Here is a 22,944-nt window from a genome sequence, read left to right as displayed (position 1 = left end):
TCAGTCGCCCATGAACCACACGTGGCTGCCCGGCGTCGCCGCGCACTCCGCGAGGAGCGCGGCGAGGTCGAGCAGGGCCGCCTTCTCCCCCTCGTTCGCCGACCGGCCGGCGAGGGCCTCGGCCTCCTGCGCGGCGACCCCGGCGTCCTGCTCGCCGAAGAACGTGTCGCCGTACGGGTCCACCCGGCTCAGCCGGTCCGCGTCCCGTGGCCCGATGCGCTCCAGCGCGCGGGCGAGCGCGTCACCGTGCTCGTACGATCCGCGCAGCAGGGTGTCCCGTGACCGTCCTCCGCGGCTGTGCAGTTCCAGCTCGATGCCCATGGCCGAAGCTTCGCAGGCTGTGCTCAGCAGCGACACAGCCGGGTAACAGCCCTTCTCCGCCCCCACAGGCACCGGGTATACCTGGCCCAAGATCACATGACTCACCTGGTCATGCGACATACATGTGGGGGGACTTTTCCATGGCTCTTTTCGGCAACGCGCACCCGATCGACCCGGCGCAGGCCGCGCAGGACTACGCGCGGCTGCTCGGGCAGGGGGAGACGGTGCACGCCGCCTACCTGCTGATCCGCGACACCATCCTGTTCACCGACCGCCGGCTGATCCTGGTCGACAAGCAGGGCATCACGGGCAAGAAGACGGAGTACCACTCCATCCCGTACCGCAGCATCACGCACTTCGCGGTGGAGACGGCCGGCACGTTCGACCTGGACGCCGAGCTGAAGATCTGGGTGTCCGGTTCGCAGCTGCCGATCACCAAGACCTTCACCAAGGGTGTGGACATCTACGAGGTGCAGGCGATCCTCACCCAGTACGTGGCACGCTGACCGCCAGGTAGGATTCGGCCACTTGTGCGAGGGCGCGGGCCCTCGCTGGGGAGGGTACTCACGTGGGCAGATTCGCCCCGAGACGGGGCGGTCTGACCGCTGCCGTCTCCTCGCTCGTGGTCGCCATGACGGCGACCTCCCTCGTCGTCCTTTCACCGAAGGACGGCGAGGCCGCGGAGTCCGCCGCCGCGGACACCACCGGGATCACACTCACCGATCCCAGCACCACCAAGGCACGCACCGAACGCCCGTACGTCACGGGCGACACCGGCTTCCTGCACCGCCATGAGGGCCGGGACGGCCTGCTGTGGACGGACTACGCGACGGGCCGGACCGTCACCGTCGAGGACGCCAACGGCGTCTACACGCCCGACTCCGCCTGCGCCGACGTCGATTCGGCGTGCCGCGACGCCTGGTACGGCTCGGACAGCGACGTGATCGCGCTGCCGAAGACGGCGTCCGACGCCCGGGCCACCTTGTGGGACCCGGCGACGGGCACCACCAGGACGGTGGAGTGGAACGCCACGGACCACGGCTACTACCGGGCCCTGGCGGGCGACACGATCCTCACGACCTACTCCCTGCTGGACGAGGTCGACGGCACCTGGCGCATCCGTCCCATCGGCGGTGAGCCGACGAGCGTGACGAGCACGGACGTACGCGCCGCGGACTCCTCCGGTGTCCTCGTGGCGTACGGCAACTACGGGCTCGGCTACATCGACGTCGGGACGGCCACGGCCACCGTGGCGTTCGACGAGACGGTCTACCGCCCGAAGACCGTGATGAGCCAGGACCGCGTCGGCTGGTACGACACCCACAGCGGCTATCTGCACCTGAAGTCCCGCGCCGACCTCGCCGCCGAGGAAGAGGTGGTCGAGGTGCCCGAGCTGTCCTACGGCCTCGCCGGCGAACCGGTCCTGGTCGGCGACTGGCTGCTGGTGCAGCGATACGTGAACGACACCACCACCAGGCTTGTCGCGGTGAACGTCACCGACCCGTCCGTGAAGTACACCCTGCTGCCCAGCGCCGGCGAGTACACGCTCGCGAGCGGTGACGGCTCCGCCCTCGTCACCGGCGGCAGCGCGATCACCGACCGGTGGGTCCAGCGGGTGAGCCAGGCCGCGGACGGCACGCTGAAGCTGGAGAAGGTCTACCAGCCCCCGGCCCTGGAGAACACCAAGACCGGCATCGCCCTCAGCCGCGGCAGCCTGCGCGTCGCCGCGGACAACCCGGCGAGCACCACCACGGACACGACGTCCGTGCGCACCCTGACCACGAACGGCTCGACCACGCTGACGGCGTCCGCCGCCACGGCGAGCGGGTCGATGTACGAGCCCGTGTGCCCCTACCCCGGCACCACCTGCTCGGCGCTGTGGGGCAACGTCGACGGCCACCACGTCTACCTGGACACCAACGGCGGCACCGGCGAGGGCGGGTTCGGCGACGACGACCGGCTGGTCGCGATCGGCGGCCACGAGCTGGAATTCGGCACACGCGGCGGCTCGATCGTCGACGTCTCGGACGAGTACGCGGTCTACAACGCGGCCGGCACGCAGTACGTCGGCCGGTTCGGCTACGGCCAGCGGCTGAAGCGGTCCGCCCGCGCCGCCGCCCTGAGCGGCACCACGCTGTGGAGCGCGGGCACGCTCGGCACGATCTCGTCGTACGACCTCGTCGCGATGCGGACGCTCGCCACGGTGACCGTGCCGGGCCTGGCCTGTGTGCCGAGCGAGCTCCAGGCGGCCGGCCGCTGGGTGTACTGGGCCTGCGGCACGAGCTCGGCGGGTGTGTACGACACCAAGGCCCGAACGGCGAAGGCCGTCACCCCCGGTGACGTGCTGCTCGGCGACGGCTTCACCGTCCGCCACGACCACGGCACCGACGAGCTGGTCCTGACCGAGGCGGCCACCGGCGCCACCCGCGTCGTCGCCTCGGGCCTGCCCGACACCGGCCTCGCCGTCGACCGCCGCTACCGCTGGACGGTCGACGAGTACACGGGCCTGGTCGCCTGGTTCGACGGCTACGAGCGCACGCACGTCGCCACCACCGGGATCACGCCGTCCGCTGTGACCGCCATCGACTCGGAGACGGAGGACTACACGGAGCCGTCCAGTTCGATGCCGTGGAACGGCCAGTGGCTGCTGTCCCGCCCGGTCACCTCCTGGTCCCTGACCTTCACCTCCGTCCAGAGCGGTGCGAACGGCAAGGCCACGCGCACGATCAGCGGCGGAGCGACCCCGGCCCGCGTGGCGGTGCGGTGGAACGGTCTGGCGTCCGACGGAACCCGCTTCCCCAACGGCCACCTGACCTGGGTCCTGAGGGCGACCGGCGTCGGCAGCGCCTCCGTGAACACGGTGGCCACGGGCGGCGTCTTCGTCCAGCGGGGCATGCCGGTCCGCCGCGACTTCGTCAGCCCCGACGGCCCCGACGGCCGCGGCGACCTGCTCACCCTCGGCTCCACGGGCGCGCTGACGTTCCATTCGGGCACGGGCACGGGCAAGCTCGGCGAGCGGACGGCCGGCACCGGCTGGCCCACCTCCGTCACGGCCGTCCCCTTCGGCGACCTCAGCGGCGACCGCTGCAACGACGTCCTCGTCCGCCTGTCCAGCGGCGCCCTGCGCCTCTACAAGCCCGGCTGCAACGCCGCGCTCAGGCCGTCGACGCCGTACACCACGCTCGCGACCAGCGGCTGGACGACGTTCGACGTCCTCACCTCGCCCGGTGACGTGACCGGCGACGGCCGCCCGGACCTCCTCGCCCGCAAGGCGTCCACGGGCGCGGTGTACCTCTACAAGGGCCTCAGCACGGGCAAGCTGTCCACCGCGGTGAAGCTCTACTCGGACTGGCGCACCTACAAGAGGGTCGTCGGCGTCGGTGACATCACCGGCGACGGCCGCCCCGACCTGATCGCCCAGGACAAGGCCAACGCCCTCTACCGCTACGACGGCAAGGGCGACGGCACGTTCGCGTCCCGCGTGAAGCTGGCGTCCACCTGGGGCAGCCGTTACAACGCGGTCGTCGGTGTCGGCGACCTCACCGACGACGGCAAGGCCGACCTCGTCGCCCGCGACACCAGCGGGTACCTGTGGCGCCTGTCGGGCACAGGCAAGGGCACGTTCGCCTCACCCGTGAAGATCGGGACCGGCTGGGGCGGCTACAAGTCCCTGTCCTGACCACCGGCCGACCCCGGGAGTGAGCCGGGGTCGGCCGCCCCGCACAACGGTCCGGGTCGGAAGCACCCGGTCAACTCCCGCTCCCACAAGGTCAATCGCGTTCACTGTTTCCTCACAAGCGACGTAGAGTCCCCCCGGGGAGGCACCCGCCTCCCACGGGGAGGGAACACCACACATGGGCAGATCAGCCCTGCCGCGCCACCGTGCCGCGGCCACCGCACTGGTCACCGTCTCGCTCGTCCTGGGGGCCGCCGCGCTGCCGGCCGCTCCGGCCGCCGCCGCGGACGGACTGCCGCCGTGGACGGCCGCGGTGACGCTGTCGAGCGAGTCCACGCGGGTCCAGGACGTCGCCGTACGCACCGACGGCAGTGCCGTCGCGGTGTGGATACGGCGTGACAACAACGGCGACGCCGGCATCCTGTGGGCCGCCACCCGCGAGGCCACGGGCGACGCCTGGAGCAGCCCGGTGCAGCTCAGCACCGCGCCCGTCCTGGAGGCCGAACTCGAGGCCCGGGCCGACGGCTCGGTCGTCGCCCTGTGGGCCGAGTTCCCGAGCCCGACCAACCAGGGCCCCGCCACGGGCCCGTCCCGCCTGTCCCGGGCCATACTCGGCGCCGGGCAGACGGAGTGGTCGATACCCACCGACCTGGTCATCCCCGAGCAGCAGCTCGGTGTCCGCGGCCTGGACCTCACGGAGGGCCGGGACGGCACCCTCGCCGCCGTATGGACCGCCCTGCCGGTGAACGCCGTGGCGGCCACGTCGAGCGAGGTGTACGCGAGCGTCATCGCGCCGGACGGCAGCCACACCGCGCCGCGAAAGGTCAGCAACGCCTCCGCGTACGCCGGGCCCTACAGCGGCATGCGGGTGAGCAGCCCCGAGGTGGCCTCCGACGCGTCCGGCGAGATGGTCGTGTCGTACCGGATGGAGCCGTTCGGGTACGGCACCGTGCACGTCATGACCGTCGTCCGGCCCGCCGGGAGCGACGTGTGGCAGACCCCGCAGCTGGTCACCACCGACGTGGCCCCCCTGGGGGCCCCGACACTGTCCGCCGGTCCGCAGGGGGCGGTGCTGGTGTGGCCGGACAAGAACAAGACGCTCCAGGTGATGCGCCGGTGGTCGTACGCCGGGGAGTGGGGGCAGCCGGAGACCGCCGCCACCGGCGTGGAGCAGCTCGCCCAGTTCCCGGACCCGCTGGTCGCCGCGGACGGTGACGTGACGCTCGTCTGGTCCGACCGGGGCAACCCCGGCATCCGGACCACCAGCGTCGACACCGACACCGGCCGGTGGTCGGCTCCCCAGGTGCTGTCCACCGGCCGCGTCGGATACGACGGCATCTCCGTCCCGCTGTACGACGTGGAGATGGCCCCCGACGGGTCGGTCCACGCCCTGTGGCACCAGGACGGCGAATACCCCAACACCCAGTACCTGCTGGAGGCCACGCGCGTCGGCGGGCAGTGGACGACCGCGCGCGGGGTCAGCGGCAGCATGCACGAGTACCTCAGCGGGCAGATCGCGGCGCGCTCGGCGACCGACGCCACCGCCGTCTGGCACTGGTCGCAGTCCACCACCACCTGGGCCGCCGGTCTCCAGGCGTCCCGCACGGCCTGGCCGCAGCTCGGCGTCGTCACGTCGGACGTGCCCGCGTCGGTGAACTTCCAGAACACGCAGTGGGAACCGACCTGGCAGACCAACCACCCGGTCGCCACCTGGACGCTCACCCTCACCGACCGGGCGGGCCGCACCCTGCGCACCCTCACCGGCGCCCCCGGGTCGACGTTCTTCCGGGTCTCGTGGAACGGCCGTACGACCTCCGGCGCCTGGGCCGTCAACGGCAAGGTGAACTGGACGCTGAAGGCCACCCAGCCCGACGTCCCGGGCACGACCACGCTGGCGAGCGGTTCGGTCATGGTGGCCGGGGCCGCCCCGGCTTTCCACGACTTCGGCGGCGCCCAGGTCGCCCCGGACGGCGGCGGCGACCTGCTCATGCTCACCAGCACCGGACGCATGCAGCTGCGCCACACGAACCTGACCGCCACGCGCGAGCTGGGCACCGGCTGGCCCACCAGCGTCCGGGCCGTCGCCTTCGGCGACCTGAGCGGCGACCGCTGCAACGACGTCCTCGTCCGGCTGAGCACCGGCGCCCTGCGCGCCTACAAGCCCACCTGCGGCGGCGCCCTGAAGACCAGCACGCCGTACACCGCGCTCGGCACCGGCTGGAACCAGTACGACGTCCTGACCGCCCCCGGTGACCTCACCAAGGACGGCCGCCCGGACCTGATCACCCGCAACGCCTCGACGGGCGCGGTGTACGTCCACAAGGGCACGAGCACGGGCAAGTTCGCCGCGCCCGTGAAGCTGTACACGAGCTGGAAGGCGTACAAGAAGATCGTCGGCGCCGGCGACCTCAACGGCGACGGCATCGGCGACCTCCTCGCCCAGGACACCTCGAACAACCTGTACCGCTACCTCGGCACGGGCTCCGGCACCTTCGGCGCCCGGGTGAAGCTGGCCGCCGGCTGGGGCTCCTCGTACAACCTCGTCCTCGGCGCGGGCGACGTCACCGGCGACGGCAGGGCCGACCTGGTGGCCCGCGACACGGCCGGGGTGCTGTGGCGTCAGGCGGGCACCGGGACGGGGACGTTCGGGGCGCGCGTGAAGGTCGGCACGGGCTGGGGTGCGTACAAGGGCGTGTTCTGAGCGTGTTCTGAGCGTTTACAACCATTCAGAGTGCTGAGCGGTCCCCTTCTTCGATCATGCGTCGAAGAAGGGGACACTCATGCGCAGATGGGGTGCGGCCGCGGTCGTGGCCGCCTCGGTGATCGCGGGGACGCTGGTGCCGGCCGGATCGGCCGCCGCCGTGCACGGGGCGGTGCCGGGGGACTTCGACGGCGACGGGTACGGGGACCTGGTGCTGCCCGTTCCGGGCGCGACCGTGCAGGGCGCCGAGAGGGCCGGTGCCATCGTCGTGGTGTACGGCTCGTCCAGCGGCGTCTCCTCGGCGAGCCGGCGCCAGACGATCAGCGAGGCCAGCGCAGACGTCGATGGCGGGGCCAACCCGGACGACGCCTTCGGCACCTCCACCGCCACGGCCGACCTCAACCGGGACGGTTACGCCGATCTGGTCGTCGGGGCGCCGTACGACGAGGGCGCCGTCAAGGTGCTGTGGGGGAGCCGGAACGGTCTGCACACGGGCACCCGCCTCTCGTCGTGGCAGGCGTTCCAGGACGGCCTCGACGTAGCGGCGGTCAGCCTGGGGACGGGCTCCAAGACCAAGGTCCTGATCGGCGGCGTCCGGTACACCCGGGTCGTCAAAGGCCCCTTCGCCAAGGACGGCTCCTACGGGTCGAGGGTGTGGAGCCTGACGCCCGACACCGTCGGCTCGGTCGCCCTCGGCGACTTCAACCGCAGCGGCAGCCCCGACCAGGTGGCCTTCGGGGCGCTCCGGCCCGAGCTGAGCGGCAGCCCGATCATGGTCAACCACGGCGGTACCGAGACGTGGCCCGAGCCGCTGGAGCACGGCAACGGCCTGATCGCCGCCACCGGTGACGTCAACGGCGACGGTTACACCGACCTCGTGGTCGGAGACCCGCTGGAACCCGTGACCCCGGGCGCCGACGGTGAGCTCGGCGGGCGCGTGCTGGTCTACCGCGGCTCGGCGAACGGCATCACCCGCGCGCAGCAGCCCGAGGTGATCACCCAGCAGACCTCGGGCGTCCCCGGCACCAGCGAGGCGGGCGACCGCTTCGGCGGCGGGCTCACCGTGGCCGACCTCAACCGGGACGGCGCCGCCGAGATCGTGGTCGGAGCGCCCTACGAGGCCATCGGCACGGTGGAACGGGCAGGCACGGTCACCGTGATCCCCGGCCGCCGCTCGGGCGCCCTCGGCACCGGCGGCTACTCCTTCCACCAGGACACCGCAGGTGTCCCCAGCGCCAGTGAGGCCGGCGACTTCTTCGGCACCACGGTCGCCGCGGGCGACCTGAACCGGGACGGCCGGCCCGAGCTGACCATCGGCGCGGCAGGTGAGAACAACGGCAACGGCGCGGTCTTCGTGCTGCCCGGCGGCTCGACGCGCCCGACGGGCACCGGCAGCCGCGTCTTCACCCTGGAATCGCTCGGCATGGCACAGGCCGACGGCTGGCTCGGCGGCAAGGGCCTGCTCAGGCTCCTGTGACGGCCCGCAGCGACAATCTCCGTACAAGGTGACGTAACCAGCCGTACAACCAACCGGCGCCGTGACAAGTCCCCTTTCCCAAAGGGCGTTGGGAAGGGGACAGACATGGGCAGATGGGGGGCGGCCGCATTCGTGGCCGCCGGACTGATCGCGGGGACACTGGCACCGGCCGGCCCCGCCGCGGCCATCCATGGCGCGGTGCCGGGCGACTTCGACGGGGACGGCTACCGCGATGTGGTGCTGCCGATACCGGGCGCGGACATCGGTCAGCACACACGGGCCGGTGCCGTCGTCATCCTGTACGGCTCCTCGGCCGGGGTGACGACCAGGAGCCGGCGCCAGGTCATCACCGAGGACTCGCCCGGCATTCCGGGGGATGTCCGCGACTCCGACCGGTTCGGCACCTCCACGGCCACCGCGGACCTGAACCGGGACGGCTACGCCGACCTGGTCGTCGGGACGCCCTACGAGGGCGGCGGCGGCACGGTGCGGGTGATCTGGGGCGGCAGGAGCGGTCTGGGCAAGGGCAGCTTCCTGCCGATCGTCGCGGACGGCGCCGACTGGCACGGCGTGGACGTGGCGGCCGTCAGCGCCGGGCCCGGCGACAAGACCAAGGTCCTGGTCGGCGGATCGCAGCACACCGCCGTGTACAAGGGCCCGTTCAGCAGCACCGGCAACGCCTTCGCCTCGGCCTACCAGATCGGGTGGGCCAACACCGTGGGATCGGTGGCGCTCGCCGACTTCGACCGCAACGGCACTCCCGACCAGGTGTACTTCGGCGGACGGCGGGCCGATGTGACGGGCAGCGACATCGTGCTGGTCAAGGACGGCTTCACGGGCGGCCGGGAAACCATGCAGCAGGGCAACGGGTTCATCGCCGCGACCGGTGACGTCAACGGCGACGGTTACCCCGACCTCGTGGTCGGCGACCCGCTGACGCCGGTGACCCCGGGCGTCGACGGCGAGCTGGGCGGGCGGGTGCTGGTCTGGCGCGGCTCGGCGAGCGGCCTCGACCCCTACGCGAAGCCCGAGGTGATCACCCAGGAGACCGAGGGCGTGCCCGGCACCAGCGAGAAGCAGGACACGTTCGGGGCCGCCCTCGCGGTGGCCGACCTCGACCGGGACGGCGCCGCGGAGATCATCGTCGGGGCGCCGTACGAGGCCGTGGGCGCGGTCCGCCGCACCGGCATGGTCACCGTCATCCCGGGCCGCCGGACGGGTCCGCTCGGTCCCGGCGGCTACTCCTTCCACCAGGACACCCCCGGTGTTCCCAGCGTCAACGAGACCCGCGACTGCTTCGGTACGACCGTGTCGGCCGGGGACGTGAACGGGGACCGCAAGCCCGAGCTGTTCATCGGCGCGGCCTGCGAGAACCACTACAACGGCGCGGTGTTCATGCTGCCGGGCGGCACCAAGCGGCCTACCGGCACCGGCAGCCGCGTCTTCACCCTGGAATCGCTCGGCATGCCCCAGTGGTACGAGGGCTGGCTTGGCGGCAACGGACTGTTCTGGGTCATCTGAGAACACCAGAAGGGGGCCGGCGACATCTCGCCGGCTCCCTTCTCGCTTCCGCCTTACTTCGGCTGCGGCTTGCGCACCGACAGGTGCAGCTCCTTCAGCCGCGCCTCGTCCAGCTCGGTCGGCGCGCCCATCATCAGGTCCTGGGCGTTGCCGTTGAGCGGGAAGGCGATGGTCTCGCGGATGTTGGGCTCGTCGGCCAGCAGCATCACGATGCGGTCGACACCCGGGGCGATGCCGCCGTGCGGCGGGGCGCCGAAGCGGAAGGCGCGCAGCATGCCGGCGAACTGCTCCTCGACCGTGTCACGGTCGTAGCCCGCGATCTCGAAGGCCTTGAGCATGATCTCGGGCTCGTGGTTCCGGATGGCGCCGGAGGACAGCTCGACGCCGTTGCAGACGATGTCGTACTGCCAGCCGAGGATGTCCAGCGGGTCCTGGTTCTCCAGGGCCTCCAGGCCGCCCTGCGGCATCGAGAAGGGGTTGTGCGAGAAGTCGATCTTGCCGGTGTCCTCGTCCTTCTCGTACATCGGGAAGTCGACGATCCAGCAGAACCGGAAGACGCCCTCCTCGAAGTGCCCGGCACGCTTGGCGGCCTCGACCCGCACCGCGCCCATGATCTTCGAGACCTCGTCGAACTCGCCCGCGCCGAAGAACACGGCGTGGCCGGCGGCCAGCGACAGGCGCTTGGTCAGCTCGGCGACGTTCTCCTCGGTGAGGAACTTGGCGATCGGGCCGGACAGCGAGCCGTCCTCGGCCACACGCACCCAGGCCAGGCCCTTGGCGCCCTGCGAGACGGCGAAGTCACCGAGCTGGTCGAAGAACTTACGGGGCTGGGCGGAGACGTCCGGCACCGCCAGGGCGCGCACGTGCTTGCCCGCGAACGCCTTGAACTCCGAGCCCTCGAAGACGTCGGTGATGTCGACGAGCTCCAGCTTGGCGCGCAGGTCGGGCTTGTCGGAGCCGTACTTCAGCATCGCCTCGCGGAACGGGATCCGCGGGAACGGCGAGGTGACGTGGCGGCCGCCGCCGAACTCCTCGAACAGCTCGGTCATCAGCTTCTCGACGGGCTGGAAGATGTCCTCCTGCTCGACGAAGCTCATCTCGATGTCGAGCTGGTAGAACTCGCCCGGCGAGCGGTCGGCGCGGGCGTCCTCGTCGCGGAAGCAGGGCGCGATCTGGAAGTAGCGGTCGAAGCCGGAGATCATCAGCAGCTGCTTGAACTGCTGCGGGGCCTGCGGCAGGGCGTAGAACTTGCCCGGGTTCAGACGGGACGGCACGACGAAGTCACGGGCGCCCTCGGGGGAGGTCGCGGACAGGATCGGCGTGGCCATCTCGTTGAAGCCCAGAGCCGTCATCTTGTGACGGATCGCGGAGATCACGGCCGTGCGCAGCATGATGTTCTTGTGCATGCGCTCGCGGCGCAGGTCCAGGAAGCGGTACTCCAGGCGCCGCTCCTCGTTGACCCCGTCCTCGGCGTTGATCGTGAACGGCAGCGGGGCGGCCGCGCCGAGCAGCTCGACCTCGCCGACCTCGACCTCGATCTCGCCGGTGGGCAGCTCGGGGTTGATGTTCTCGGCGCCGCGGGAGACGACCTTGCCGTCGACGCGGACGGTGGACTCCTTGGAGACCTTGTCCAGGGCCTCGTAGGCCGGGGTGCCCGGACGGGCCACGAGCTGCGTGATGCCGTAGTGGTCGCGCAGATCGATGAAGAGGATGCCGCCCAGGTCGCGCCGATTGTGCAGCCAGCCACTCAGCCGGACGTCGGTGCCGACGTCAGAGGCGCGGAGCTCGCCGCAGGTGTGGGACCTGTACCGATGCATCGTCGTTCATCCAGTCTTCGCGGATCGGGGTCTGTGTTCCAGGGTGTTTCACGTGAAACACCCCCAGGGTACCGGGCAGGCGAAGATCGGCTCCCCTCCATAAGGGACGGGGGTCACGGCACCCATCGGTGGCAGGATGCGAACACCCTTTCTTAAAGTGGGGCAATGCGCACTGGTGAGCCCCTGCCCCTGCCCGCCGTGGAGCAGGTCCTCGCCACTCTCGCGACCGGCCTGTGGCACTGGGACACGTCGACGAGCCTGGTCAGGGTGGACGCGGAGGCGGCACGGCTGCTCGGGCTGCCCGCCGAGGGGACGACGCTCAGCGAGTCCCAGGTGCGGGCCCGGCTGCATCCGGTGGACTGGAACGAGATCACCGGGGTCGTGCAGCTCGCGGTGGCCGAGTCCACGCTCGCCGAGGTCCGCATCCGGATCATGGACGAGCAGGGCCGGATCGTCCGGGTCGTACGCAGCCGCTCCAAGCCGTCCTTCGATCCCCACAAGCGGGCCTACGAGCTGATCGGCACCCTCCAGGAGGTCACCGAGCCCGCGCCGGGCACCCCGGCGGACCGGCGCACGGTCACCGGCGACTGGCGGCGCTCGCGGGAGGCGTTCCTGCTGGACGCGGGGAGGGCGCTGGCCGAGGCACGGTCCACCGCGGAGGTGCTGCGGGTGGCGGCCGGCCTGTCGATGCCGGGGTTCTCACCGGACGGGCTGGCGGTGTTCGGGGTCTCGGGCGATCGCCTGACGATCATCGGCCATCACGGGCACCGGCCCGGCGACGAGGGCCCCTTCGCCGCGATGTCCCTGGACACGGCCTATCCGGCCGCGGACGTGGCACGCACCGGGCGGGCCGTGTATCTGCCCTCCCCGGAGGAGTACGCCCGCCGCTATCCGCTGACCTGGCCGCTGGCCCAGCAGTTCGGCCGCCAGTCATGGGCGTTCCTGCCGCTGACGGTCGCCGGGCGCACGATCGGCGCCTGGATGGCCGCCTTCGCCTATCCGGTGGCGTTCACCCCGGACGAGCGCTCCGTGCTGACGACGGTGGCGCGCATGCTGGCGCAGGCCCTGTCCCGCGCCGGGACGGCGGAGTCGGAGCGGGAGCTCACCGACGGCCTCCAGCGCTCGATGCTCCCCTCCCTGGGCCCCGAGATCCCGGGCATGTCGGTGGCGGCCCGCTACATCCCGACCGGCGGCGGCCTCCAGGTCGGCGGCGACTGGTACGACCTCATCCCGCTGCCCAACGGCAGATTCGCCCTGGTCATCGGCGATGTGCAGGGGCATGACGTACGGGCGGCGGGGCTGATGGGGCAGCTGCGGATAGCCCTGCGGGCGTACGCGTCGGAGGGGCACCGGCCCGATGCCGTGCTCTCGCGCGCCTCCCGCTTTCTGCACGGCATCGCCGACGACGGGGCCGATCTGCGCTTCGCGACCTGTCTGTACGTCGAGGTCGACCCGGCCACCGGCGTGGTGGAGGCGGCCCGGGCGGGGCATCTGGACCCGGTGATCCGGATGCCGGACGGCACGGTGCTGCTGCGGGACACCGCGGGCGGGCTGCCGCTGGGCGTCGACCCGGACTGCGACTACCCGACCACGCGGCTGGCGCTGGAGCCGGGCGAGGTCATGATGATCTGCACCGACGGCCTGATGGAGACCGGCGGCCACGACCTCGACTCCGGCTGGGCGCGCATCCGCCGGATCCTGGAACTGCACGACGGCGACCTGGAGGAGCTGGCCGACTCCCTGGTGCAGGCCGTGCACGGGCCGTCCTCGCACCACACGACCGGACCGCTGGCCGACCGCCGTGAGGACGACATCGCGTTCCTGCTGCTGTGCCGCAAGGGCGAGGGCTGCGGCTGCGGGGATTCGCCGGCCGTACACGCTCCCGTGCGGCGCACCATGCTGACGGTGGCGCAGGCCGAGCCGGAGCGGATCGCGGTGGCCCGCCGGCACCTGCGGGAGCTGCTGCACGACTGGGCGTCCCAGGACCAGCTGGACTCGGCGGTGCTGCTGGTGTCGGAGATGCTGACCAACGTCCTGGTGCACACCGACGCCGACGCGCTGCTGGTCGCCCAGGTCACCGGCGAGGGCGCCGGGCGACGCCTGCGGGTGGAGGTCTCCGACACCAGCGACGACCTGCCGCACCGGCGCCACCCCGGCGAGCTGGCCTCCTCCGGGCGCGGCCTGGTGCTGATCGAGCTGCTGGCGGACGAGTGGGGGGTCGCGCCGCGGGGCGAGGGCAAGGGCATCTGGTTCGAGCTGTGCGAGGGCGACGACAGCGTGTCCTACGACGGTGACGGCTCGGCCGGCGGCGACCCGGGCGGCGCCGCCGCGGGCGTGTAGCGGGCCCGCAGCTCGCTCAGCACCCCGAACGCGGCGGCCGTCACCGGTACGGCGAGCAGCATGCCGAGGATGCCGGCGACGGAGGCGCCCGCGGTGATGGCGACCATGACGACGGCGGGGTGCATCTGCACGGTCCGGCTCTGGATCATCGGCTGCAGCACATGCCCCTCCAGCACCTGCACGGCGAGCACCACACCGACCGCCCACAGCGCGATCACGAACCCCCGGTCGGCGAGCGCCACCAGCACGGCGACCGCGCCGGAGAGGAAGGCGCCGAGGTAGGGGATGTAGGCGCCGACGAAGACGAGCGCCCCGAGCCCGACCGCGCCCGGCACGTCGAGGATCAGCAGGCCGACAGTGATGCAGACGGCGTCGATGAGGGCGATCAGGGTGGTGCCGCGCATGAAGCCCTCGACGGCGTGGAAGGCGCGGCGCGCCATGGCCTCCAGGGTGTCGCCGGTGCCGCGCGGGGCGAGGCCGCGCAGGGTGCCCGCGGCCTTGTCGGAGTCGCGCAGGAAGAAGAAGACCAGCAGCAGGGCGAGCACGGCCATGGCGATGGACTCGCCGACCACGCTGACCCCGCTGATCACGCCCGAGGCTGCGGTGCTGCCGAACTTGGTCGCCAGTTCACGGGCGTTGGAGGCGATGTCGTCGAGGGAGGTCCCGGCCGCCCCGAAGTGGTCGGCCAGCGACTCGGCGGCGTCCTTGAGGGAGGCGACGATCTGGTCGCCGGTGTCGATGAGCGCGGCGACGACGATGTACACGGCCCCGCCGACCACGCACACCACGGCCACACAGGTCAGCGCGGCCGCCAGCGAGCGGTGCAGGTGCGCCTTGACCAGCCGCCGGTGGAAGGGCCCGAGCAGGGCGGTGCCCAGCAGCGCGAGCAGCACGGGCACCACCGCCGTACGGAACACGACGCACAGCCGCACGGCGACCCAGCCGACGCCCGCGAGGAGCAGGAGGACGGCACACCAGGCGGCGATGCGGCGGACGGGGCGGGGGAGGAGCGGGGCGGAGTCCTGCACCCCTTCAGCGGATCACGCCCGGTGCGGGCTGTCCCGCCCGGACGGGCCGCTCGGGTGACGGAGCGTCAGGGCTTCAGCGGCGGCCGCGGTTCCTGGGGTGGTCGCGGGCGGTGCGCTCGTTGCCGAACTTGTACGAGCCGGTCCAACGGGCCATCACGAGCTGCGCGTCCCCGGCCCCGACCTCGTCGAGAAACCGTGCGGCCCGGTCCCCGCGCAGGGTGGCGGCCCGGCGCCCGCGATGGGTGATGACGACGCTTCCGTCGCCATGACTGCTGTAGGTGAAACCGGAGGGGGCGGGCATGCATGCTCCTCGTGGCAGGTGTCCCCCGGCATCCTGGACCAGCCCGGGCCCTGCGCGCCCCGGATTTTCCCGGAGTGGGCGAGGGGGCGCCGGCCACGCTGCCGGCGCCCCCTCGTCCGGTCGGTCAGGCCTGCGGCCCGCTCGCGTCCATGCCGTGCACGGCCGGGACGGTGCCGAGGCGGCCCTTCTGGAAGTCCTCGAAGGCCTGCATGAGCTCGTCCTTGGTGTTCATGACGAACGGGCCGTAGTGGGCCATGGGCTCGCGGATGGGCTGTCCGCCGAGGAGGACGATCTCCAGGTCCGGGGTGTGGGAGTCCTGCTTTTCGTCCGCGCGGACGGTCAGCGAGCCCCCGGCCCCGAAGACGGCGGTCTGGCCCGTCTGGACCGGACGGCGCTCGGCACCGACCGCACCCCGGCCCGCCAGCACGTACGCCAGGCCGTTGAAGTCCTCGCGCCAGGGCAGGGTGATCTCGGCGCCCGGCGCCAGGGTGGCGTGGATCATCGTGATCGGGGTGTGGGTGATGCCGGGACCGGCGTGGCCGTCCAGCTCACCGGCGATGACGCGGAGCAGCGCGCCGCCGTCGGGCGTGGTCAGCAGCTGGACGTTGCCGCCGCGGATGTCCTGGTAGCGCGGGGGCATCATCTTGTCCTTGGCCGGCAGGTTCACCCACAGCTGGAGGCCGTGGAAGAGGCCGCCGGACATGACCAGGTGCTCGGGCGGGGCCTCGATGTGCAGGAGGCCGGAGCCGGCGGTCATCCACTGGGTGTCGCCGTTGGTGATGGTGCCGCCACCGCCGTTGGAGTCCTGGTGGTCGAAGATCCCGTCGATGATGTAGGTGACGGTCTCGAAGCCACGGTGGGGGTGCCAGGGGGTGCCCTTGGGCTCGCCCGGCGCGTACTCCACCTCACCCATCTGGTCCATCATGATGAACGGGTCCAGATAGCGGTAGTTGATCCCGGCGAACGCTCGGCGCACCGGGAAGCCCTCGCCCTCGAAACCGCTCGGCGCGGTCGTGACAGCGAGCACGGGACGTGCCACGGCGTCGGCGGGCGCGGTCACGCGGGGCAGCGTCAGCGGGTTCTCGACGGTCACTGCAGGCATGTCGGTACCTCCTTGTGCTCCGATTTTAGTTGACTGTTGAACTTTCTGCCACCCGCAACGCGAAAAGCCCGGAGGGCATTCCCCTCCGGGCTCTCCCGCACCAGGCGGTCCATTCAGCGCGTCCCGGACATCTCCCACAGCTCCGGGAAGAACCGGTGGGCGGCCCGGGCCCGCAGATAGGGGGACCCGGTGCTGCCGCCCGTGCCCCGCGCGGCGCCGAGCTGCCGCTCGACGACCCGGACGTGCCGCTCCCGCCAGCGCGCCCAGCCCCGGTCGTGCTCCAGCAGCGCCGCCGCCAGCTCACCCGCCGCGGTGCCGCCCCGCCCGATCCGGTCGTACGTCCGCCTGCGCTCGGCGCGATTGCCGCACGCGAAGCCCTGCGCGGTCAGCGCGGCGAGGAAGGCGTCCCACAGCGACGGCTCCAGCAGCCGCCGGTCCAGCCGGGCCCGCTCGGCGGGCGTCAGCCAGGGGCCGAGGCCGACCGGGGCCACGTCGGTGCGGCCGGAGAGCGCCTCGATCTCGTGGAACTGCGCCGACTGCGCCCCGCTGGCCGTGCCGAGCGCGCCCCGGAAGGCCCGGAAGTCGCCCGGCGCCATCGTGTCCAGCACCTCCAGCGCCGCCAGCATCGCGCTCTCGATCTCCCGGCAGCGCCGCAGCCGCAGCACGGGTACGGCGGTCTCGCCCGCCAGCATCCGGTCGCGGGCGTCGGTCAGCTCGGCGAGCAGCAGCTTGAACCACAGCTCGTGCACCTGGTGCACGGCGATGAACAGCGGCTCGTCGTGGGCCGTGCCGGCCGTGCGCGGGACCTGCTGGGCGAGCAGGGCGGGCAGCCGCAGGTACTCGGCGTAGGTGAAGGTGTCCGCAGCGGTCAGGGGTGTGCCGTTCATGAGCGCTCCAGGTGTCCGGCGCCGCTTCCGTCGCCGAGGCCGTGTGCCGCGAAGTGGTCGCGGGCGCCGGGGAGTTCGAAGACGCCCGTCGCGGCGCACAGCCGCAGCAGGGCGCGGGCCATCTCGTTCAGCCGCCGCTCCCCCGGGCCGCCCGCGTAGGTGTCGGCCACCACCTGCCGGGCCGTGGCCTCGTCCAGTCCCGCCAGCCGCAGCGAGGCGTGCACCGGGCCGAGGTCCCAGGTCAGGGCGGCCCGGATCAGCGCGGGCAGGGCACGGGCCGCGCCCGCCCGCTCGGCCGGGGTCAGACGCACCCACAACTCCCGGAAGAACAGGGAGAAGAAACGGTGGTGCCGTCCCTCGTCGCGGGCGTGGTCGCGCAGCAGGTCGCGTACCGGGGCGGCGACCGTCTCGTCGGCGGGCACCTCGTTCAGCACGGCCGTGATCAGGGTCTCGAACACGACGGCCTGGAGGAGTTCCGCCAGCCGGGGAGAGTCGGGCAGCTGTGCGCGGCCCGTCTCCCGCAGCCGCTCCACGAAGCCGCCGTAGGCCCAGCCGGGGACGGGGATGCCGGTCACGGCCGCGATCTGGTCGGCGAGGTCGAGGCTGTACAGGGCGTGGTAGCCCTCGTCGCAGTACACCTTGAAGGCGTCCAGGCGCAGTGCGGCGGGCAGGTCCAGGCCCGCGCGGCCGTTGGCGACCGGCTCGGCGGCCGCGTTGACGACCCTGGTCTCCAGATGGGTGGTGGACAGCAGGAACTGGTACAGGTGCCGGACCGTCAACTCCCTTACTCGATCCGGCGGCAGGGCGCGTACGGCCTCATGGCCGGCGTACGGCACCAGGGCGGCCGGGAAGAGGACCTTGCCGCGCTCGGCGTCCTCGTGGAACATCCGGCGCACCCCGGTGCGGACGCCCGCCTGCTCATACCAGCGATCCAGCGGTCCCGGCGGTGTGCTGTCGTCCCTCGCCACGGGGGCCTCCTTTCCCGTCCAGGAACCGGCCGAGCCGGGTCAGGGCCTCGGCGACGAGGGCCGCGTCGAGGGAGTGGCAGACGCGGAACCAGCCGGGGCGCGGGGCGTGGAAGGCCTCGCCCGGCAGGATGCTGACGCGGGTGCCGTCGAGGATGTCCCGCCACAGCGCGCGTTCGCCCGCGGGCGGCAGCCATGCGCCGAGGTCGGCCCAGACGGAACAGCCGGCCCGGGCCGGGGCGTACGGGATGCCGTACGCCCTGAGGAGCCCGGCTGCCCTCTCGTACGAGATCCCGAGGCGGCGGCGGTTCTCGGCGAGGAACGCGGTGACCCGCACGGGCTCGGCGAGCAGCTCGGCGAGCACGGCCTGGGTGTGGGTGGACAGGGGCGCGAAGTAGGCCAGTGCACGGGCCGCCTCCCGCACGTCGGGGTCCGGCGTGTGCAGCACGCCCGCCTTCAGCCCGGACAGCCCGAAGTCCTTGGCGAAGCCCCACACGGTGTGCACGCGCGGCCCGTCGATCTCGCGCAGGCTGGTGAAGTCGCCCTCGAACACCGACCCTGCGTAGATCTCGTCGGCGATCAGGTCGACGCCGAACTCGGCCGCGACGGCGGCCAGTTCCCGCAGGAGGGCGGCCGGGTGGACGCTGCCGGTCGGGTTGCCGGGCGAGGCGAGCGCGACGGCCCGTACGACCGTCCCCGCCCGCCGCGCCTGCGCCAGCACCCGCCGAACACCCTCGGGCCACAGCCCGTACCCGTCGGCCGGGTCCGGCGGCGCGGGCAGCAGCCGGGCGCCGGAGCGTCCCGCGAGGTCGGTGTCGAAGGCCCCGTAGTACGGCGTCGGTACGACGATCCCGTCGCCGGGGTCGCACAGCACGCTCGCGATCACGTCCAGCGCGGCCGTCGCCCCCGCCACGACCACCAGGTCCTCGGCGTCGACACCCAGATGCCCCGCCACCCGCTCCCGCAGCTCGGCGGTGCCGTACAGAGGGGCGTACCGAGTGGTGGCCTCGCCGAGCGGCGGAGGCCGCTGCCCGGTGTGCAGGTCCGCCAGGAGACGGTTCTCCGCCGTACCGAGGTTGAGCCACCCGTCGCGCCTGAGCCGCGGGTGATAGGGATACGCCTCCGCCCGGAAATGCGCCTCGGCAATCGCGGGCGTGTCGGCCACCAGCCGCGATGCCTGCCGCGAGACGCGGGTCATCGGGGGGCTCCGGCGGGGAGGGTGGGCGCGGGGGCGACGGTGGTCGTCCCCGTCGCCACCGGCGCGGCCGAGGTCGGCGCCACCGGCGCGGAGGTCGACTCCGACAGGAGGCCCGCGGACGTCGGCTCCGGTAAAGGCGTCGCAGACATCGGCTCCGGCAAAGGCCCCTGCCCCTCTGCCCGGATGGCCCGCTCCTCCTCCGGGCCGTGGGCCAGTGCCGCCGAGCCCGTGAGGAGGCCCGGGTGGGCGCCCAGGCCCATCGACGCGTCGATCACCGCACCGTGCAGGACGCCCGAGTCGTTGCCGGCGAGCCACCAGACCAGTTCGGCGATCTCCTCGGGGCTGATGAGCCGGCCGCGGGGCAGGGCGGCCTCGACGGCGGCACGGCGTTCGGGGGTGAGGCCGGCGAGGGTGCTGGCCTCGAACATCGGCGTCTCGACGGCACCGGGGCACACGGCGACGACGTCCACGCAGGCGTGGGCGAGCTCGGCGGCCAGATGCCGGGTGAGGTAGGCCAGCGCGGCCTTGCTCATGCCGTCGGCGACCCGGAAGCCGGGGAAGGGCGCCACACCGCCGCCGACGCTGGAGACGTTGACGACCTTGCCGCGGCCGCGCGCCAGCATGCCCGGCAGCAGCTGCTGCACGAGCCACAGCGGGCCCACCGCGTTGATCTGGAGGAACGCCGCGTCCCTGACGTGGTCGGGGCCGGGGACGTAGGACTCGACGGTCTTGGAGCCGACCGCCGCGTTGTTGACGAGGACGTCGACCGGGCCCGGCAGCTCGGCCAGGAGCCGTTCGTGGTCGTCCCACTCGCCCTGCCGGAAGGCGAAGGCGCGCGGGCGCCGGTCGGCGTGGGCGAGGCGGGCGACCAGTTCGGCCGCCCGCGCGTGCCCCGAGTGATAGGTGAACCAGACGTGGTCACCGGCTCTCGCGAACCGCTCCACGCATGCCCGGCCGATTCCCGCCGAGCCTCCGGTGATCAGTACGTTCCGTGCAGCCGCCATGCAGGCCCCCAGGGGATGGTGCCGTGGGTCGCGGACACTTCACGGGGAAATGTAGAGAACCTGTGAAGGAATATGCCCCGGGCGCCCCTGGGACGGGCCCGACTACATGAAGTCAGCCACCGACCGGCTGGAATCAGCCGTCACGCGCGTCTCAGCAGGCCTCAGCCGTACATCCGGCGCATCGCGAACTCGACCATCTGTTCGACCGCCTTGGCGTCGAAGACGATCCGGTGCTCGCCCTCCATGTCGAGGACGAAGCCATAGCCGGTCGGCAGCAGGTCGATCACCTCGGCGCCGGTGATGACGAAGTACTTGGACTCCTTGCCCGCGTACCGGCGCAGCTCCTTCAGCGAGGTGAACATCGGGATCACCGGCTGCTGGGTGTTGTGCAGGGCCAGGAAGCCGGGGTTGTCACCGCGCGGGCAGTACACCTTGGAGGTGGCGAAGACCTGCTGGAAGTCCTCGGCCGCCAGCTGGCCCGTGGTGAAGGCGCGCACCGCGTCCGCGAGCGAGGGCGGGGACGGCTCGGGATACAGCGGCGGCTGCTGCCCGTATCCGCCGGACATCGGCTGCTGGGGAGCGGCGTACTGCTGCTGAGCACCACCGACGTTCTGGTCGTAGCCGTACATGCCAGAAAGAGTAACCAGTCACAGATGGCCGGATCGGGGTTGCGTCTTATTACTGGCGGGTAGCATCATCGTAGCTACTTGTTGGTACGTGAACTAGCGCGAGGATCCAGTGCCTCGCCGATCTCTCTACGGAGCCGTCGCCATGGGGCACTACAAGTCGAATCTCCGCGACATCGAGTTCAATCTCTTCGAAGTACTCGGGCGCGACAAGGTGTACGGCACCGGCCCGTTCGAGGAGATGGACGTCGAGACCGCCAAGAGCGTCCTGGAGGAGCTGACCCGCCTCTCCGAGAACGAGCTGGCCGAGTCCTTCGCCGACGCCGACCGCAACCCGCCGGTCTTCGACCCGGAGACGAACACCGCCCCGGTCCCCGCGTCGTTCAAGAAGAGCTACCAGGCCTTCATGGACTCCGAGTACTGGCGCCTGGGCCTGCCCGAGGAGATCGGCGGCACCACCTCGCCCCGCTCCCTCATCTGGGCCTACGCCGAGCTGATCCTGGGCGCCAACCCGGCCGTGTGGATGTACTCCTCGGGCCCGGCGTTCGCCGGCATCCTCTTCGAGGAGGGCAACGAGGTCCAGAAGCACATCGCCAAGTTCGCCACCGAGAAGCAGTGGGGCTCCACCATGGTCCTCACCGAGCCGGACGCCGGCTCGGACGTGGGCGCCGGCCGCACCAAGGCCGTGCAGCAGGAGGACGGCTCCTGGCACATCGAGGGCGTGAAGCGCTTCATCACCTCCGGTGAGCACGACATGTCGGAGAACATCCTCCACTACGTGCTGGCCCGCCCCGAGGGCGCAGGCCCCGGCACCAAGGGCCTGTCCCTCTTCCTCGTCCCGAAGTACCTCTTCGACTTCGAGACCGGCGAGCTGGGCGAGCGCAACGGCGTCTACGCCACCAACGTCGAGCACAAGATGGGCCTGAAGGCCTCCAACACGTGCGAGATGACCTTCGGCGACCAGCACCCCGCCAAGGGCTGGCTGATCGGCGACAAGCACGACGGCATCCGCCAGATGTTCCGCATCATCGAGTTCGCCCGCATGATGGTCGGCACGAAGGCGATCTCCACCCTCTCCACGGGCTACCTCAACGCCCTGGAGTACGCCAAGGAGCGCGTCCAGGGCCCCGACCTGGCGAACTTCATGGACAAGACCGCGCCCAAGGTCACCATCACCCACCACCCCGACGTGCGCCGCTCGCTGATCACGCAGAAGGCGTACGCGGAGGGCATGCGCGCCCTCGTGCTGTACACCGCCTCCATCCAGGACGCCATCCAGCTCAAGGAGGCGAACGGCGAGGACGCCTCCGCCGAGGAGGCGCTGAACGACCTGCTCCTGCCGATCGTCAAGGGCTACGGCTCCGAGAAGGGCTACGAGCAGCTCGCCCAGTCGCTGCAGACCTTCGGCGGCTCCGGCTTCCTGCAGGAGTACCCGATCGAGCAGTACATCCGGGACTCCAAGATCGACACCCTCTACGAGGGCACCACGGCCATCCAGGGCCAGGACTTCTTCTTCCGGAAGATCGTCCGCAACCAGGGCGCGGCCCTGAACTCCCTGGCCGAGGACATCAAGAAGTTCCTCGCGCTCGGCACCGGCGGCGACGAGCTGGCCGGCGCCCGTGAGCACCTGGCCAAGGCGGCCGTCGAGCTGGAGGCCATCGTCGGCCTGATGCTCACCGACCTCGCCGCCACCGAGCAGGACGTCAAGAACATCTACAAGGTCGGTCTGAACACGACCCGCCTGCTGATGGCCTCCGGTGACGTCGTCGTCGGCTACCTGCTGCTCAAGGGCGCCGCGATCGCCGCGGAGAAGCTGCCGACGGCCTCCGCCAAGGACAAGGCCTTCTACACCGGCAAGATCGCCGCGGCGAAGTTCTTCGCGGCCAACGTCCTGCCCGGCGTGACCCTGGCCCGCAAGGTCTCGGAGAACGTCGAGCTGGACCTCATGGAGCTGGACGAGACCGCCTTCTAGTCCCCCTC

General features: G+C 71.8%; 17 protein-coding genes. 7 read left to right on the top strand and 10 right to left on the bottom strand.

Annotation, left to right across the window (positions count from 1 at the left end):
- The gene (locus ACIQ6Y_RS14145) at positions 1-321 is read right to left on the bottom strand and encodes a hypothetical protein (RefSeq protein WP_404037251.1); all 321 of its coding nucleotides are present in this window, start codon (positions 319-321) and stop codon (positions 1-3) included.
- Positions 322-461: 140 nt separating this feature from the next.
- Here ACIQ6Y_RS14145 and ACIQ6Y_RS14140 point away from each other — a divergent pair, with 140 nt between their 5' ends.
- The 5 genes from ACIQ6Y_RS14140 (at position 462) to ACIQ6Y_RS14120 (ending at position 9,696) form a co-directional block, all read left to right on the top strand.
- Entirely contained in the window at positions 462-827 is a 366-nt protein-coding gene (locus ACIQ6Y_RS14140) for a PH domain-containing protein (RefSeq protein ID WP_404037248.1), read from the top strand.
- 62 nt (positions 828-889) lie between these two features.
- On the top strand, positions 890-4,000 hold the full coding sequence (locus ACIQ6Y_RS14135) for an FG-GAP repeat domain-containing protein (RefSeq protein WP_404037245.1): 3,111 nt from the start codon (positions 890-892) through the stop codon (positions 3,998-4,000).
- 175 nt (positions 4,001-4,175) lie between these two features.
- Complete coding sequence (locus ACIQ6Y_RS14130) at positions 4,176-6,698, top strand: FG-GAP repeat domain-containing protein (protein ID WP_404037242.1); 2,523 nt, start codon at positions 4,176-4,178, stop codon at positions 6,696-6,698.
- A gap of 79 nt (positions 6,699-6,777) precedes the next feature.
- Entirely contained in the window at positions 6,778-8,175 is a 1,398-nt protein-coding gene (locus ACIQ6Y_RS14125; RefSeq protein ID WP_404037239.1) for an FG-GAP-like repeat-containing protein, read from the top strand.
- A gap of 105 nt (positions 8,176-8,280) precedes the next feature.
- Positions 8,281-9,696 carry a VCBS repeat-containing protein gene (locus ACIQ6Y_RS14120; protein WP_404037236.1) on the top strand — a complete coding sequence of 472 codons (1,416 nt, stop codon included), beginning with the start codon at positions 8,281-8,283 and terminating at the stop codon, positions 9,694-9,696.
- 53 nt (positions 9,697-9,749) lie between these two features.
- Here the strand turns inward: ACIQ6Y_RS14120 and aspS are convergent, their stop codons facing one another.
- The gene (aspS, locus tag ACIQ6Y_RS14115; protein ID WP_404037234.1) at positions 9,750-11,513 is read right to left on the bottom strand and encodes an aspartate--tRNA ligase; all 1,764 of its coding nucleotides are present in this window, start codon (positions 11,511-11,513) and stop codon (positions 9,750-9,752) included.
- Positions 11,514-11,678: 165 nt separating this feature from the next.
- Between aspS and ACIQ6Y_RS14110 the strand changes: the two genes are divergently transcribed.
- The gene (locus ACIQ6Y_RS14110) at positions 11,679-13,853 is read left to right on the top strand and encodes a SpoIIE family protein phosphatase (protein ID WP_404037232.1); all 2,175 of its coding nucleotides are present in this window, start codon (positions 11,679-11,681) and stop codon (positions 13,851-13,853) included.
- Here the strand turns inward: ACIQ6Y_RS14110 and ACIQ6Y_RS14105 are convergent.
- From ACIQ6Y_RS14105 to ACIQ6Y_RS14070, 8 genes are all read right to left on the bottom strand, one after another.
- Positions 13,796-14,881, bottom strand: coding sequence for an AI-2E family transporter (locus ACIQ6Y_RS14105; protein WP_404037230.1), 1,086 nt, complete (start codon positions 14,879-14,881; stop codon positions 13,796-13,798). The genes ACIQ6Y_RS14110 and ACIQ6Y_RS14105 overlap by 58 nt on opposite strands.
- Before the next feature lie 73 nt (positions 14,882-14,954).
- Positions 14,955-15,182, bottom strand: a complete 228-nt coding sequence (locus ACIQ6Y_RS14100; protein WP_404037227.1) for a hypothetical protein — start codon at positions 15,180-15,182, stop codon at positions 14,955-14,957.
- A gap of 124 nt (positions 15,183-15,306) precedes the next feature.
- Positions 15,307-16,284: a pirin family protein gene (locus ACIQ6Y_RS14095; protein ID WP_404037225.1), complete on the bottom strand. Its 978-nt coding sequence runs from the start codon at positions 16,282-16,284 to the stop codon at positions 15,307-15,309.
- A gap of 113 nt (positions 16,285-16,397) precedes the next feature.
- Entirely contained in the window at positions 16,398-17,171 is a 774-nt protein-coding gene (locus tag ACIQ6Y_RS14090) for a tryptophan 2,3-dioxygenase family protein (protein ID WP_404037223.1), read from the bottom strand.
- Positions 17,168-18,139 carry a diiron oxygenase gene (locus ACIQ6Y_RS14085; RefSeq protein WP_404037221.1) on the bottom strand — a complete coding sequence of 324 codons (972 nt, stop codon included), beginning with the start codon at positions 18,137-18,139 and terminating at the stop codon, positions 17,168-17,170. The genes ACIQ6Y_RS14090 and ACIQ6Y_RS14085 overlap by 4 nt, the downstream gene beginning before the upstream one ends.
- Positions 18,090-19,334, bottom strand: a complete 1,245-nt coding sequence (locus ACIQ6Y_RS14080; protein WP_404037218.1) for an aminotransferase class I/II-fold pyridoxal phosphate-dependent enzyme — start codon at positions 19,332-19,334, stop codon at positions 18,090-18,092. The genes ACIQ6Y_RS14085 and ACIQ6Y_RS14080 overlap by 50 nt, the downstream gene beginning before the upstream one ends.
- Positions 19,331-20,338: an SDR family NAD(P)-dependent oxidoreductase gene (locus tag ACIQ6Y_RS14075; RefSeq protein ID WP_404037215.1), complete on the bottom strand. Its 1,008-nt coding sequence runs from the start codon at positions 20,336-20,338 to the stop codon at positions 19,331-19,333. Before ACIQ6Y_RS14075 ends, ACIQ6Y_RS14080 begins: the two co-directional genes overlap by 4 nt.
- Positions 20,339-20,499: 161 nt before the next feature.
- Positions 20,500-20,967, bottom strand: coding sequence for an SseB family protein (locus ACIQ6Y_RS14070; protein WP_399643123.1), 468 nt, complete (start codon positions 20,965-20,967; stop codon positions 20,500-20,502).
- 142 nt (positions 20,968-21,109) lie between these two features.
- Here ACIQ6Y_RS14070 and ACIQ6Y_RS14065 point away from each other — a divergent pair, with 142 nt between their 5' ends.
- Positions 21,110-22,936, top strand: coding sequence for an acyl-CoA dehydrogenase (locus tag ACIQ6Y_RS14065; RefSeq protein WP_404037212.1), 1,827 nt, complete (start codon positions 21,110-21,112; stop codon positions 22,934-22,936).
- The last annotated feature ends 8 nt before the right edge of the window (positions 22,937-22,944 follow it).

The sequence above is a fragment of the Streptomyces sp. NPDC096205 genome (assembly GCF_044763135.1).
Taxonomy (GTDB): Bacteria; Actinomycetota; Actinomycetes; order Streptomycetales; family Streptomycetaceae; genus Streptomyces.
The sequence above is the reverse complement of the archived record's forward strand: the minus strand, read 5'-3'. Positions and strand labels throughout refer to the sequence as shown.